The sequence below is a fragment of the Geobacillus thermodenitrificans subsp. thermodenitrificans DSM 465 genome, from assembly GCF_000496575.1.
GTDB classification, from domain to species: Bacteria; Bacillota; Bacilli; order Bacillales; family Anoxybacillaceae; genus Geobacillus; species Geobacillus thermodenitrificans.
Genome location: NZ_AYKT01000021.1, coordinates 15,274 through 29,823 on the forward strand (window position 1 = coordinate 15,274; position 14,550 = coordinate 29,823).

Genomic DNA, 14,550 nt, shown 5'->3' on the forward strand with positions numbered 1-14,550 from the left:
CGCTATTCCGTTCCATTAAATAACTTCCGGAGCTAAAGAAATGATTTTCATGAAGTCTTTATCGCGCAATTCGCGGGCAACCGGTCCAAAAATACGCGTACCGCGCGGGCTTTTGTCATCACGAATGATGACGCAGGCGTTTTCGTCAAAACGGATGTACGAACCATCCGAACGGCGTACCCCGCGTTTCGTGCGAACGACAACCGCTTTAACGACTTGACCTTTTTTAACAACGCCACCTGGCGTCGCATCTTTAACCGTAGCTACAACGACATCGCCGATGTTCGCGTAGCGGCGGCCCGAACCTCCGAGCACTTTAATGACAAGCACTTCGCGTGCGCCAGAGTTATCAGCTACTTTTAAGCGAGATTCTTGTTGAATCATCGACGAAACCTCCTTTCGGAATTATCTCCCCGAACTAAGTGAAGAACGATTACAGAATAACAGCCTTTTCGACGACTTCTACTAAACGGAAGCGTTTCGTTGCCGACAGCGGGCGAGTTTCCATAATTTTTACGATGTCGCCGACTTTAGCAATGTTATGTTCATCGTGTGCTTTATATTTTTTCGAGTACTTCACGCGTTTGCCGTATAACGGGTGTTTTTTGTACGTTTCAACTAAAACGGTAATCGTTTTGTCCATTTTGTCAGATACAACCCGTCCAACGTACACTTTGCGTTGATTGCGTTCGCTCATTCCGCAAACCTCCTCTCAAACATTATTTATTGGCAGCGAGCTCGCGTTCGCGAATGATCGTTTTCATACGGGCAATGTCTTTGCGCACTTGGCGGATGCGCGCTGTGTTTTCCAGTTGGCCAGTTGCCAGCTGGAAGCGAAGGTTGAATAATTCTTCCTTCAACGATTTAATTTTTTGCTCGATTTCGGCAGTGGTCAAATCACGGATTTCTTTCGCTTTCATTACGCTTCACCACCAGTTTCTTCACGTTTTACGAATTTGCATTTGATCGGAAGTTTGTGAGAAGCCAAACGCAATGCTTCACGTGCTACTTCCTCGGAAACACCCGCCACTTCAAACATTACTTTGCCCGGTTTAACAACAGCAACCCATCCTTCCGGCGCCCCTTTACCGGAACCCATCCGCACTTCAAGCGGCTTAGCTGTATACGGTTTGGATGGGAAAATGCGAATCCATACTTTCCCGCCACGTTTCATGTAACGAGTCATCGCACGGCGGGCTGCCTCGATTTGTCGGTTTGTGATCCAAGCCGATTCTAAGGCTTGCAAACCGAATTCACCGAAATGAACTTCCGTACCGCCTTTTGCGCGACCTTTCATCCGTCCGCGATGTTCACGGCGATATTTGACGCGTTTTGGCATTAACATGATTATTTTCCTCCTTCCTCAGCTTTTTTCTTTGTCGGAAGGACTTCCCCACGATAAATCCATACTTTTACGCCGATTTTTCCGTACGTTGTATCCGCTTCTGCCGTTGCATAGTCGATGTCAGCGCGCAACGTATGGAGTGGAACCGTCCCCTCGCTGTAATGTTCCGAACGAGCGATATCGGCACCGCCTAAACGACCGGAAACCATCGTTTTAATCCCTTTCGCACCAGCGCGCATTGCCCGTTGAATGGCTTGTTTTTGCGCCCGGCGGAACGAAACGCGGTTTTCCAATTGGCGAGCGATATTTTCGGCAACAAGTTTTGCATCCAAATCCGGCTTTTTAATTTCAACGATATTAATGTGGACACGTTTGCCGGTCAATTGCGCGAGCGCTTTGCGGAGCGCTTCAACTTCCGAGCCGCCTTTCCCGATGACCATACCTGGTTTGGCCGTATGGATCGTTACATTGACGCGGTTGGCTGCACGTTCAATCTCCACACGGGAGACGGCCGCGTCTTGCAGGCGTTTGTTAATGTATTCGCGGACTTTTAAGTCCTCGTGCAACAGATCTGCATAGTCTTTTTCCGCATACCATCTCGATTCCCAGTCACGAATGATGCCGATGCGCAGACCGATCGGGTTGACCTTTTGACCCACGGATTATCCCTCCTTCTTTTCTGAAACGACGATTGTAATATGGCTTGTGCGCTTATTAATGGCGCTTGCCTGTCCTCTCGCGCGCGGACGGAAACGTTTCAACGTCGGGCCTTCGTTTACGTACGCTTGAGAAACAACCAAGTTGTTGATATCCATGTCATAGTTATGTTCAGCGTTGGCAACAGCCGATTTCAATACTTTCTCAATGATCGGGGAAGCGGCTTTTGGCGTGTGACGCAAAATAGCGAACGCTTCGCCGACTTTTTTCCCGCGGATCAAATCAATGACTAAGCGTGCTTTACGAGGAGCGATGCGAACAGTTCTCGCAACAGCTTTAGCTTGCATATTCAGAACCTCCTCTCATTACCGTTTTGTTTTCTTGTCGTCACCGGCATGGCCGCGGAACGTGCGCGTCGGCGCAAATTCACCAAGTTTATGCCCGACCATGTCCTCTGTAATGTATACTGGCACATGTTTACGACCGTCATATACGGCGATCGTATGGCCGATAAATTGCGGGAAGATCGTCGAACGACGAGACCATGTTTTGATCACTTGTTTTTGCCCAGTTTCATTGAGCTTCTCGATTTTTTTCATCAAATGTTCATCGCAAAATGGACCTTTTTTCAAGCTGCGACCCATAAGTGAACCTCCCTTCTTAATTGCGCTCGTTCATTACTTCTTGCGGCGACGGATGATGAATTTATCCGATTTGTTTTTCTTTTTGCGCGTTTTGTATCCGAGCGTCGGTTTGCCCCATGGCGTCATCGGCGACTTACGTCCGATTGGTGCTTTACCTTCACCACCACCGTGCGGGTGATCAACCGGGTTCATAACCGAACCGCGAACTGTCGGACGGATGCCTAACCAGCGAGCGCGTCCTGCTTTCCCGATGTTGACAAGTTCATGTTGCTCGTTGCCAACTTCACCGACTGTGGCACGGCATTTACCCAAAATCATACGCACTTCACCGGAAGCTAAGCGGATGATGACATATTTGCCTTCTTTCCCGAGCACTTGCGCCGATGTACCAGCTGCACGCACTAATTGACCGCCACGGCCTGGTTTCAGCTCAATGTTGTGAACGAGTGTACCGACCGGGATGTTTTCAAGCGGAAGTGCGTTACCGACTTTAATGTCCGCGTTCGGACCTGACATGATTTCCATGCCAACTTTTAAGTTTTTCGGCGCGAGAATATAACGTTTCTCACCGTCTGCATAGTTAATGAGCGCGATGTTGGCAGAGCGGTTCGGATCGTATTCGATCGTAGCAACGCGTCCTGGAATTCCGTCTTTGTCACGTTTAAAATCGATAATCCGGTATTGGCGCTTATGGCCACCGCCTTGATGGCGAACCGTAATTTTCCCTTGGTTGTTGCGGCCCGCTTTTTTCTTTAACGGGGCAAGCAGCGATTTTTCCGGCTGATCTGTCGTAATTTCCGAGAAATCAAGCACCGTCATACCGCGACGGCCGTTCGATGTCGGTTTATACTTTTTAATCGCCATCGGAATGTCCCTCCTTCTTCGTTAATATTACACTTCAAACAGTTCGATTTCTTTGCTGTCCGGCGTCAGCGTTACGATCGCTTTGCGGCGACGATTCGTGTAGCCGCTGTAACGGCCAACGCGTTTGAATTTCCCTTTATAGTTCATAATGTTGACTTTTTCGACTTTGACACCAAAGATTTTCTCAACGGCGTCTTTCACTTCCGTTTTGTTCGCTTTGACGTCAACTTCAAACGTATATTTCCGTTGCCCGACCAAGTTCATCGTGTTTTCCGTGATGATGGGGCGCTTAATAATGTCGCGAGGGTCTTTCATTATGCAAGCACCTCCTCTACTTTCTCCACGGCCGCCTTCGTAATGACGAGCTTGTCATGGTTTAACACGTCAAGCACATTGATGCCGTTGGCAGCAACAACTTTGACGCCCGGGATGTTGCGCGCCGACAAATAGACGTTTTCGTTCAACTCGTCGGTTACAATGAGTGCCTTCCGGTCAACCGCGAGGTTATTTAAAATTTTCACCATTTCTTTCGTTTTCGGTGCCTCAAGCGACAGTTGATCTAATACAACGATGTCGTTTTCGAGCACTTTCGACGACAATGCAGATTTGATCGCTAAACGGCGGACTTTTTTCGGCAATTTGTAGCTGTAACTACGCGGAACCGGACCAAAGACCGTACCACCGCCCCGCCATTGTGGAGAACGAATCGAACCTTGGCGAGCACGTCCAGTCCCTTTTTGACGCCATGGTTTGCGGCCGCCGCCGCTCACTTCAGCACGATTTTTCGTTTTATGCGTTCCTTGGCGCATCGAGGCGCGTTGCATAATAACTGCTTCGAACAATACGTGTTTATTCGGTTCAATACCAAAAACGGCATCGTTTAATTCGATTTCTCCGATCGTCTGTCCGTTTTGGTTATATAATGCTACTTTTGGCATTACGTAGTTCCTCCTTTCTTGGCCAGATGTTACTTCGCCTTCGCTTTAACGGCGCTTTTCACGATAACTAATCCTTTTCTCGGACCCGGTACGTTGCCTTTAATGAGCAGCAAGTTGCGTTCTGGGTCGACTTTCACAATCTTCAAGTTTTGGATCGTAACGCGTTCACCGCCCATGCGGCCTGGCAAGTTTTTCGTTTTAAATACGCGGTTCGGTGCGATCGCCCCCATCGAACCCGGACGACGATGGTAACGGGAACCGTGAGCCATTGGCCCGCGCGATTGGCCGTGACGTTTAATGACCCCTTGGAAGCCTTTCCCTTTGGAAATGCCTGTAACATCAACAATGTCGCCTTCGCTGAAAATGTCAACTTTTACTTCTTGGCCAACTTCATACTCATTCACGTTAGCACCGCGGATTTCACGAATGAAGCGCTTAGGTGCCGTGTTTGCTTTGGCAGCATGGCCGATTTGCGGTTTGTTGGCTCGCTTTGTGCTCAAGTCTTCAAATCCTAATTGAATCGCTTCGTAACCGTCGTTTTCGATCGTTTTCTTTTGCAGCACGACGTTTGGCGTCGCTTCGATGACGGTTACCGGAATCAAATCGCCGTTTTCCGCAAATACTTGCGTCATACCGATTTTTCTTCCTAAGATTCCTTTCGTCATTTGTCACACCTCCTAATCGACTAGATTAAAGTTTAATTTCAATATCAACGCCCGACGGCAAATCTAACCGCATCAACGAATCAACTGTTTGCGGAGTCGGATTAATGATGTCGATCAAACGTTTATGTGTCCGCATTTCAAATTGTTCACGGGAGTCTTTGTACTTGTGAACGGCACGCAAAATCGTATAAACCGTTCTTTCCGTCGGCAGCGGGATCGGACCCGATACCTTTGCCCCAGAACGTTTTGCGGTTTCGACGATTTTCTCCGCCGATTGGTCTAAAATTCGATGATCATAAGCTTTTAAACGAATGCGAATTTTTTCTTTTGCCATTTGGTTTCCCTCCTTCTTCGCCTATTTTGAAAATAGACTTCTCCACGGAAATTTCCTGCACAGGGCTGTGGCAAAGCAGCCGGGTGTGTCAGCAACCTTCCGCTTCATCGCAGTCAAAGACCAACATTTGATATTATACCTGTATGTAAGCGAGATTGCAAGCCATTTCTTCGCTTTTCCCACACTTCTTCATTATACATAGCCACTGCCTCGTTTTCAACACAATGCCTAGACGATGAAGTTGGGAAAGCCCACCGCCAAAAGAATAGCAACGGCATGATGAAGCCGTTGCTGTTCGGTACCACTTCCGATCCGGAACGCTCACCAGCACCTTCACGGATTAAGAATTTCTTAGACTTCTAATAAAACGAAATGTCTAGCTAAAAGAAAAAGGATGTCCATCAACTGGACATCCTTTTTTCATTGATTACTCAATGATTTCCGATACGGAACCAGCACCAACCGTGCGGCCGCCTTCACGGATCGAGAATTTCGTACCTTCTTCGATCGCGATCGGAGCGATCAGTTCAACCGTCATTTCAACGTTGTCGCCAGGCATAACCATTTCAACGCCTTCTGGAAGCGTGATGATGCCCGTTACGTCCGTTGTACGGAAGTAGAATTGCGGACGGTAGTTCGAGAAGAACGGAGTATGGCGTCCGCCTTCTTCTTTCGTCAGAACGTAAACTTGTGCTTTAAATTTCGTGTGTGGCGTGATCGAGCCCGGTTTCGCCAATACTTGACCGCGCTCAACTTCGTCACGCGATACACCGCGGAGAAGCGCACCGATGTTGTCACCAGCTTCTGCTTGGTCGAGAAGCTTACGGAACATTTCTACACCCGTAACAGTCGTCGATTTCGGCTCGTCCGAAAGACCGATGATTTCAACCGGGTCACCAACTTTTAACGTACCGCGCTCAACACGGCCCGTTGCAACCGTACCACGACCCGTGATCGAGAAGACGTCCTCAACCGGCATCATGAACGGTTTGTCTACTTCACGTTGCGGAGTTGGGATGTACTCGTCAACCGCGTTCATCAGTTCAACGATTTTTTCTTCCCATTGTGCATCGCCTTCGAGCGCTTTTAATGCCGAACCTTTGATAACCGGCACTTCGTCGCCCGGGAAGTCATATTCAGAAAGAAGATCGCGAACTTCCATTTCAACGAGTTCAAGCAATTCTTCGTCGTCCACCATGTCGCATTTGTTCAAGAAAACAACGATGTACGGAACACCGACTTGGCGGGAAAGAAGAATGTGTTCGCGAGTTTGCGGCATCGGACCGTCAGCAGCCGATACAACAAGGATCGCGCCGTCCATTTGCGCTGCGCCCGTGATCATGTTTTTCACGTAGTCAGCGTGGCCCGGGCAGTCAACGTGCGCATAGTGACGGTTTTCTGTTTCATACTCAACGTGAGCCGTCGAAATCGTGATTCCGCGTTCACGCTCTTCCGGAGCAGCGTCGATTTGGTCGTACGCTCTCGCTTCTGCTTTACCTTGTTTCGCAAGAACTGTCGTGATCGCAGCTGTCAACGTCGTTTTCCCATGGTCAACGTGGCCGATCGTGCCAATGTTGACGTGCGGTTTCGTACGCTCAAATTTCGCTTTAGCCATGAGAAAGATCCTCCTTAAATAAAATATGGATTGATATAGTTAAGTAATTATAGGATGCTTGGGAACAAGATGTTCCCAAGTCTTACATAAGTATTTATAGCGAAACTAGCAAGAGAAATCAATTATTCGCCTTTATTTTTTTTGATAATTTCATCGGCGATGTTTTTCGGAACTTCTTCGTAATGGTCAAATACCATCGAGAACGTTCCACGCCCTTGCGTGTTCGAACGGAGCGATGTTGCATAACCGAACATTTCGGCCAGCGGCACCATTGCACGAACAACTTGGGCGTTTCCGCGCGCTTCCATCCCTTCGACGCGACCGCGGCGGGATGTGATGTCACCCATAATGTCGCCGAGGTATTCTTCAGGGATGACGACTTCTACTTTCATGATCGGTTCAAGCAGAACCGGTTCACACTTCGCTGCCGCGTTTTTCAACGCCATCGAAGCAGCAATTTTGAACGCCATCTCACTCGAGTCGACATCATGGTACGATCCATCAAACAGTTTCGCTTTGATGTCAACAACCGGGTAGCCAGCTAAGACACCGTTTTGCATCGCTTCTTCCAATCCAGCTTGAACAGCCGGCACGTACTCTTTCGGAACGACCCCACCGACGATCGCATTTTCAAATTCAAAGCCTTTACCGCGTTCGTTCGGTGTGAATTCGATCCAAACGTGACCGTACTGACCACGACCACCGGACTGGCGAATAAATTTCCCTTCGACTTGAGCCGATTGACGGAACGTTTCACGGTAAGCAACTTGCGGTGCACCAACGTTCGCCTCGACTTTGAATTCGCGACGCATCCGGTCGACGATAATGTCCAAGTGCAGCTCGCCCATCCCGGAAATGATCGTTTGTCCTGTTTCCGGATCGGTATGCGCACGGAATGTCGGGTCTTCCTCTTGCAGTTTTTGCAATGCTTGACCCATCTTATCTTGGTCGGCTTTCGATTTCGGTTCGATCGCCACCGAGATAACCGGCTCTGGGAATTGCATCGACTCTAAGATGACAAGATTTTTCTCATCACATAGAGTATCGCCGGTCGTTGTTTCTTTTAAACCTACTGCTGCCGCAATATCACCGGCATAGACTGTCGAAATTTCTTGACGGTGGTTCGCATGCATTTGCAGCAAGCGACCGATCCGTTCACGCTTCCGTTTCGTTGAGTTCATGACGTAAGAACCGGAATCAAGCGTTCCGGAGTAGACGCGGAAGAACGTCAACTTCCCAACGTACGGGTCAGTCATAATTTTGAATGCCAACGCGGAGAACGGAGCGTCATCGCGTGCTTCGCGAGCCACTTCTTCTTCCGTATCCGGAATGATACCGCGAATCGCCGGGATATCTAACGGAGACGGCAAGTAGTCGACAACCCCGTCAAGAAGCAGCTGAACACCTTTGTTTTTAAAAGCTGAACCGCAGAAGACTGGATAGAATTCAACGTTGATCGTCGCCTTACGGATTGCGGCTTTCAGCTCTTCTTTCGTAATTTCTTCTCCTTCTAAATATTTCATCATCAGCTCTTCATCGAGTTCCGCAACAGCCTCAATGAGCTTGCCATGATATTCTTCCGCTAAATCGCGGTAGTCTTCCGGAATTTCGATGCGTTCGATGTTTTTGCCAAGGTCGTCGTGGTAATGGTATGCACACATTTCCACGAGGTCAATAATGCCGGTGAATTGGTCTTCAGCGCCGATCGGCAACTGCACCGGGTAGGCATTCGCTTGTAAGCGGTCATGGAGCGTTTTTACCGCATACAAGAAGTCCGCACCGATTTTGTCCATTTTGTTGACGAATACAATCCGCGGAACACCATATGTAGTCGCTTGACGCCAAACTGTTTCCGTTTGCGGTTCTACACCAGATTGGGCGTCAAGAACTGTAATGGCTCCGTCCAACACGCGCAACGAACGTTCAACCTCAACCGTGAAGTCGACGTGCCCTGGCGTGTCGATGATGTTGATGCGATGGCCTTTCCATTGCGCCGTTGTCGCCGCCGACGTAATCGTAATCCCGCGCTCTTGCTCTTGTTCCATCCAGTCCATCGTAGCTGAGCCTTCATGCGTTTCCCCGATTTTATGAACGCGGCCTGTGTAGAACAGGATTCGTTCCGTCGTCGTCGTTTTTCCGGCGTCAATGTGCGCCATGATTCCTATGTTACGAGTGTTTTCTAAGGAGAACTCTCTTGCCATAGTGGTTATTTTCTCCTTCCTTACAAAATAAAATATAAGTAGATGGCGACGCCATCTATGGCGCAACTCTCTTTGAATTGATTAAGAGAAGCTAGATGCATGCAGCTGAAAGGGCCACAATATACAGGAAGATAGGTGAACAGGCAACATCACGCGTGCCTTCTCACCTATTTCCTTTGAGCAGCGCTCCTTACCAGCGGTAATGAGCAAATGCTTTGTTCGCTTCAGCCATTTTATGCGTATCTTCGCGTTTTTTCACTGCTGCACCCGTGTTGTTGGCTGCATCCATAATCTCGTTCGCCAAGCGTTCTTCCATCGTTTTTTCACCGCGGAGACGGGAATATTGCACGAGCCAGCGCAATCCGAGGGAAACGCGACGATCCGGACGAACTTCGACCGGAACTTGGTAGTTCGCCCCACCAACGCGGCGAGCGCGTACTTCCAACACTGGCATAACGTTTTTCAACGCTTGTTCGAACACTTCCATTGGATCTTTACCCGTGCGTTCACGGATAATATCAAACGCAGTGTAAAGAATTTTTTGTGCTTTCGATTTTTTTCCGTCGATCATGATTTTATTGATCAAACGGGTGACAAGTTTCGAGTTGTAAATCGGATCTGGCAATACGTCACGTTTAGCAACTGGGCCTCTACGTGGCATAGTTTTTCCTCCTTTCAGGAAAAAATTCTCTTCACTTCATTATTTTTTCGCTGCTTTTGGCTTTTTCGCGCCGTATTTCGAACGACCTTGCATCCGGTTTGCTACGCCAGCTGTATCCAATGCACCACGAACGATATGGTAGCGTACCCCTGGCAAGTCTTTAACACGTCCGCCACGGATGAGCACGACGCTGTGTTCTTGCAAGTTATGGCCGATTCCCGGGATGTAAGCCGTCACTTCAATCCCGTTCGTCAGGCGGACACGGGCATATTTCCGAAGCGCCGAGTTCGGTTTTTTCGGCGTCATCGTGCCGACACGCGTACATACGCCGCGTTTTTGTGGAGACGACACGTTCGTTTGTTCTTTTTTGAAGCTGTTGTACCCTTTGTTCAATGCAGGGGATTTTGACTTAAATACTTTTTTCTGGCGCCCTTTACGGACCAGTTGGTTAATTGTAGGCATGAAAAAATCCTCCTTTCACACATATCCTTTAAGCCCACATATCCAGGTGGTTCATCGTTTATGCAAACAAAGGTTTTAAAGGTAAAGCAATCAACGGAGGATCGCTACCGCAGCTGCACCGACTTGGATTTTACATGCCTTGCCGAGTTTTTTCATCGAATCGACTTTCGTGATCGGCACGTTCGCCTCATTGGCTGCTGCCATCACTTTTTCGATAATCGGCAAATCGGCATCTTCTGCCACGATCACTTCCGCTGCCTTTCCTTCCTTTAAAGCCCTTATCGTTTGTTTGGTTCCAATGACGATTTTCCCAGCCTGTAATACTTTTTCATAAGACATGTAACATATCCTCCAAAGTACCAGGTTGTTGGAACACCTTTATTAGACTACCACTTTCTCTGTTCGTTGTCAACTGAATTTTTTCATCAAGGAAGAGCCGGCCAAGGGCACCTTAGCCGGCCATCCCCGTTACTTTTTAATTAGATGGAACGGTATCACTAGCCGTTTCCTTCTTGACGGCAGGTTTTACGTTGCGGTAGCGGGCCATGCCTGTTCCCGCCGGGACAAGTTTGCCGATAATGACGTTTTCTTTCAAGCCGAGCAGCTCATCCCGTTTTCCTTTGATCGCTGCATCGGTCAAGACGCGCGTCGTTTCTTGGAACGAAGCGGCCGACAAGAACGAATCCGTTTCAAGCGACGCTTTCGTAATACCGAGCAGCACCGGGCGGGCTGTTGCTGGCCGCTTTCCTTCCCGAATAGCTTGAGCGTTGACATCCGTGAACTGATGAACGTCCAAAAGCGTGCCTGGCAACACATCTGTATCGCCGGCATCGATAACGCGCACTTTGCGCAGCATTTGTCGCACCATGACTTCAATGTGCTTATCGCTAATTTCAACCCCTTGCATCCGGTACACTTTTTGCACTTCACGGAGCAAGTATTCTTGGACAGACGTAATATCACGCACGCGCAACAACTGTTTCGGGTCGACCGAACCTTCCGTCAGCTCTTGGCCGCGTTCAACGTGTTGCCCTTCTTCGACTTTCAGGCGTGCATTGTACGGAGCCACATAAGAGCGTGTCTCCACTTCGCTTTGCACGACGATTTCATATTGATTGTCGCGCGTTTCATTAATCGCAACGACCGTGCCGTCAATTTCCGAGATGACGGCTTGCCCTTTCGGGTTGCGCGCTTCAAACAGCTCTTGTACCCGAGGCAAACCTTGAGTGATATCGTCCCCAGCAACACCGCCCGTATGGAACGTCCGCATCGTCAACTGCGTACCCGGCTCACCGATTGATTGGGCAGCGATGATGCCGACCGCCTCGCCAACTTCAACATCCATACCTGTCGCCATGTTGCGGCCGTAACATTTTTTGCACACACCATGACGCGTGTTGCAAGCAAAGACAGAACGAATCCATACTTCGGTAATGCCAGCCTTGATGATCTCATTGGCGATATCTTCTGTGATCATCTCATCTTTGCGGACGATCACTTCACCCGTTTCCGGATGGTGCACCGTCTTGTGCGCATAGCGGCCGACAAGACGTTCTTCAAGCTTGACGACAACTTCCGTGCCGTCCGTTAACGCCCGCGCCAAAATGCCGCGATCCGTGCCGCAATCTTCTTCACGGACGATGACATCTTGCGCCACGTCAACAAGACGTCTCGTGAGATAACCTGAGTCGGCCGTTTTCAACGCCGTATCCGCCAACCCTTTGCGCGCGCCGTGCGTCGAGATAAAGTACTCCAATACCGTTAAGCCTTCACGGAACGACGATTTGATCGGCAGCTCGATAATCCGGCCGGCCGGGTTAGCCATTAAACCGCGCATCCCTGCGAGCTGCGTAAAGTTCGAGGCGTTACCGCGCGCCCCGGAATCGCTCATCATAAAGATCGGGTTGCGCTTATCGAGCGATTTCATCAACCGATCTTGAATTTTATCTTTCGCCGCACTCCAAACAGAGATGACGCGCTCATACCGTTCTTCGTCGGTAATCAATCCGCGGCGGAACTGTTTCAACACGGTGTCGACTTTCGCTTGAGCTTCATCCAAAATTTCTTGTTTTTCCGGCAGAACGACGATATCGGAAACACCAATCGTAATACCGGCTTTCGTTGAGTATTGGAAACCGAGATCTTTCATGCGGTCGAGCATCTTTGATGTTTCGGTAATTTTGAACCGCTTAAATACTTCGGCGATAATTTGCCCAAGCACTTTTTTCTTAAACGGCGGCACGAGTTCGCGCTTGCGGATCTCTTCGCGCACGTCGACCCCTTTATCCAAGAAGTACTTATCCGGCGTCCGCCCTTCGATATTTTCCGTCGTCGGCTCGTTAATGTACGGGAACGACTTCGGCAAAATTTCATTGAAAATGAGTTTTCCAACCGTCGTCAGCAACAGCTTGTTGTTTTGTTCCGGAGTAAACGTTTCGTTTTTCAGCGAGCCGGCATGGATAGCGATGCGTGAATGGAGATGGACATAGCCGTTATGATAAGCAAGCAGCGCTTCGTCCGTATCCTTGAATACCATGCCCTCGCCGATTGCCCCTTCGCGTTCCATCGTCAAGTAATAGTTTCCTAAAACCATGTCCTGCGAAGGCGTAACGACCGGTTTTCCATCTTTCGGGTTCAAAATGTTTTGCGCCGCCAGCATCAACAAACGCGCTTCAGCTTGTGCTTCAGCGGACAGCGGCACGTGCACCGCCATTTGGTCGCCGTCAAAGTCCGCGTTGTACGCCGTACAAACGAGCGGATGAAGACGGATCGCACGCCCCTCGACAAGCGTCGGCTCAAACGCCTGAATACCGAGGCGGTGAAGCGTCGGAGCACGGTTTAACAGCACCGGATGTTCTTTAATGACATCTTCAAGCACATCCCATACTTCCGGATGCACGCGCTCAATTTTCCGCTTCGCGCTTTTAATGTTGTGCGCCAAGCCCCGCTCAACGAGTTCTTTCATGACGAACGGCTTAAACAGCTCGAGCGCCATTTCTTTCGGCAGTCCGCATTGATACATTTTTAAGTTTGGACCGACTACAATAACCGAACGACCAGAGTAGTCGACCCGTTTACCGAGCAAGTTTTGCCGGAAGCGCCCTTGCTTTCCTTTCAGCATATGGGAAAGCGACTTTAACGGGCGGTTCCCCGGCCCAGTTACTGGGCGGCCGCGGCGGCCGTTGTCGATCAAAGCATCGACTGCCTCTTGCAACATCCGCTTCTCGTTTTGCACGATGATGTTCGGTGCGCCAAGGTCAAGCAATCGTTTCAACCGGTTGTTGCGGTTGATGACACGACGGTATAAATCGTTTAAGTCCGATGTCGCAAACCGTCCGCCATCGAGCTGAACCATCGGGCGGAGTTCCGGCGGAATGACCGGCAGCACATCGAGCACCATCCAAGCCGGATCATTCCCGGAGCTGCGGAATGACTCAAGCACCTCAAGTCGTTTAATAATGCGGGCGCGCCGTTGCCCTTGCGCTGTTTTCAGCTCTTCTTTCAGTGTGGCCACTTCTTTATCCAAGTCAATGTCTTGGAGCAGCTTTTTAATCGCCTCAGCCCCCATTGATGCTTGGAACGATTGACCATATTTCTCGCGATAGGCGCGGTATTCTTTTTCCGACAACAGCTGTTTTTTCTCCAGCGGCGTATCACCTGGGTCGGTGACGACGTAAGAAGCAAAGTAAATAACTTCCTCAAGCGCCCGCGGCGACATATCAAGCACAAGACCCATCCGGCTCGGGATGCCTTTAAAATACCAAATGTGCGAAACCGGAGCGGCGAGCTCGATATGGCCCATCCGTTCACGGCGGACTTTGGAACGCGTCACTTCGACGCCGCAACGGTCACAAACAACCCCTTTGTAGCGGACGCGCTTATATTTGCCGCAATGGCACTCCCAGTCTTTCGTCGGGCCGAAAATGCGCTCGCAAAATAGTCCGTCTTTTTCCGGCTTTAACGTCCGATAGTTGATCGTTTCTGGTTTTTTAACCTCACCGTACGACCAGGAACGAATTTTCTCCGGGGAAGCGAGCCCGATTTTCATGTACTCAAACTTATTGACATCTAGCAAGGGGTATACCTCCCTCTTTGATCCGTCGGTTTTACTCCGTGGCTTGTTCGTCATCCGTTCGCTTTAACGGCCTATGGCGGGGAACGCTC

Annotated in this window: 18 protein-coding genes; all 18 read right to left on the reverse strand. The window is 49.6% G+C overall.

Annotated elements, in window-relative coordinates; all coding sequences use genetic code 11:
- Positions 1-15 precede the first annotated feature (15 nt).
- The gene (rplN, locus tag DSM465_RS0115820; protein WP_008881934.1) at positions 16-384 is read right to left on the reverse strand and encodes a 50S ribosomal protein L14; all 369 of its coding nucleotides are present in this window, start codon (positions 382-384) and stop codon (positions 16-18) included.
- 49 nt (positions 385-433) lie between these two features.
- Complete coding sequence (gene rpsQ, locus DSM465_RS0115825) at positions 434-697, reverse strand: 30S ribosomal protein S17 (protein WP_008881935.1); 264 nt, start codon at positions 695-697, stop codon at positions 434-436.
- 22 nt (positions 698-719) lie between these two features.
- Positions 720-920, reverse strand: coding sequence for a 50S ribosomal protein L29 (gene rpmC / locus DSM465_RS0115830; RefSeq protein ID WP_008881936.1), 201 nt, complete (start codon positions 918-920; stop codon positions 720-722).
- The gene (rplP, locus tag DSM465_RS0115835) at positions 920-1,345 is read right to left on the reverse strand and encodes a 50S ribosomal protein L16 (protein ID WP_008881937.1); all 426 of its coding nucleotides are present in this window, start codon (positions 1,343-1,345) and stop codon (positions 920-922) included. The genes rpmC and rplP overlap by 1 nt, the downstream gene beginning before the upstream one ends.
- A gap of 2 nt (positions 1,346-1,347) precedes the next feature.
- A complete protein-coding gene (rpsC, locus tag DSM465_RS0115840; RefSeq protein ID WP_008881938.1) occupies positions 1,348-2,004 on the reverse strand; it encodes a 30S ribosomal protein S3 in 657 nt (218 codons plus the stop codon).
- A 3-nt stretch (positions 2,005-2,007) separates the two neighbouring features.
- Positions 2,008-2,349, reverse strand: a complete 342-nt coding sequence (rplV, locus tag DSM465_RS0115845) for a 50S ribosomal protein L22 (RefSeq protein ID WP_008881939.1) — start codon at positions 2,347-2,349, stop codon at positions 2,008-2,010.
- A gap of 18 nt (positions 2,350-2,367) precedes the next feature.
- On the reverse strand, positions 2,368-2,646 hold the full coding sequence (gene rpsS, locus DSM465_RS0115850) for a 30S ribosomal protein S19 (protein WP_008881940.1): 279 nt from the start codon (positions 2,644-2,646) through the stop codon (positions 2,368-2,370).
- Between the two features lie 33 nt (positions 2,647-2,679).
- The gene (gene rplB / locus DSM465_RS0115855) at positions 2,680-3,510 is read right to left on the reverse strand and encodes a 50S ribosomal protein L2 (protein WP_008881941.1); all 831 of its coding nucleotides are present in this window, start codon (positions 3,508-3,510) and stop codon (positions 2,680-2,682) included.
- A gap of 27 nt (positions 3,511-3,537) precedes the next feature.
- Positions 3,538-3,825, reverse strand: a complete 288-nt coding sequence (gene rplW, locus DSM465_RS0115860) for a 50S ribosomal protein L23 (RefSeq protein WP_008881942.1) — start codon at positions 3,823-3,825, stop codon at positions 3,538-3,540.
- Positions 3,825-4,448 (reverse strand): 50S ribosomal protein L4, encoded by a 624-nt coding sequence (gene rplD / locus DSM465_RS0115865; RefSeq protein ID WP_008881943.1) that lies wholly within the window; start codon positions 4,446-4,448, stop codon positions 3,825-3,827. Before rplD ends, rplW begins: the two co-directional genes overlap by 1 nt.
- Positions 4,449-4,477: 29 nt before the next feature.
- Complete coding sequence (gene rplC / locus DSM465_RS0115870; RefSeq protein WP_008881944.1) at positions 4,478-5,113, reverse strand: 50S ribosomal protein L3; 636 nt, start codon at positions 5,111-5,113, stop codon at positions 4,478-4,480.
- A 25-nt stretch (positions 5,114-5,138) separates the two neighbouring features.
- Entirely contained in the window at positions 5,139-5,447 is a 309-nt protein-coding gene (gene rpsJ / locus DSM465_RS0115875) for a 30S ribosomal protein S10 (RefSeq protein ID WP_008881945.1), read from the reverse strand.
- 427 nt (positions 5,448-5,874) lie between these two features.
- Positions 5,875-7,062 (reverse strand): elongation factor Tu, encoded by a 1,188-nt coding sequence (tuf, locus tag DSM465_RS0115880; protein ID WP_008881946.1) that lies wholly within the window; start codon positions 7,060-7,062, stop codon positions 5,875-5,877.
- Positions 7,063-7,184: 122 nt separating this feature from the next.
- The gene (gene fusA / locus DSM465_RS0115885) at positions 7,185-9,263 is read right to left on the reverse strand and encodes an elongation factor G (protein ID WP_008881947.1); all 2,079 of its coding nucleotides are present in this window, start codon (positions 9,261-9,263) and stop codon (positions 7,185-7,187) included.
- 190 nt (positions 9,264-9,453) lie between these two features.
- On the reverse strand, positions 9,454-9,924 hold the full coding sequence (gene rpsG, locus DSM465_RS0115890) for a 30S ribosomal protein S7 (RefSeq protein WP_008881948.1): 471 nt from the start codon (positions 9,922-9,924) through the stop codon (positions 9,454-9,456).
- 39 nt (positions 9,925-9,963) lie between these two features.
- Positions 9,964-10,386, reverse strand: a complete 423-nt coding sequence (gene rpsL / locus DSM465_RS0115895; RefSeq protein ID WP_008881949.1) for a 30S ribosomal protein S12 — start codon at positions 10,384-10,386, stop codon at positions 9,964-9,966.
- A 90-nt stretch (positions 10,387-10,476) separates the two neighbouring features.
- A complete protein-coding gene (locus tag DSM465_RS0115900; protein ID WP_008881950.1) occupies positions 10,477-10,725 on the reverse strand; it encodes a 50S ribosomal protein L7ae-like protein in 249 nt (82 codons plus the stop codon).
- Between the two features lie 136 nt (positions 10,726-10,861).
- Complete coding sequence (gene rpoC, locus DSM465_RS0115905; protein ID WP_029761768.1) at positions 10,862-14,461, reverse strand: DNA-directed RNA polymerase subunit beta'; 3,600 nt, start codon at positions 14,459-14,461, stop codon at positions 10,862-10,864.
- Between the last annotated feature and the right edge of the window lie 89 nt (positions 14,462-14,550).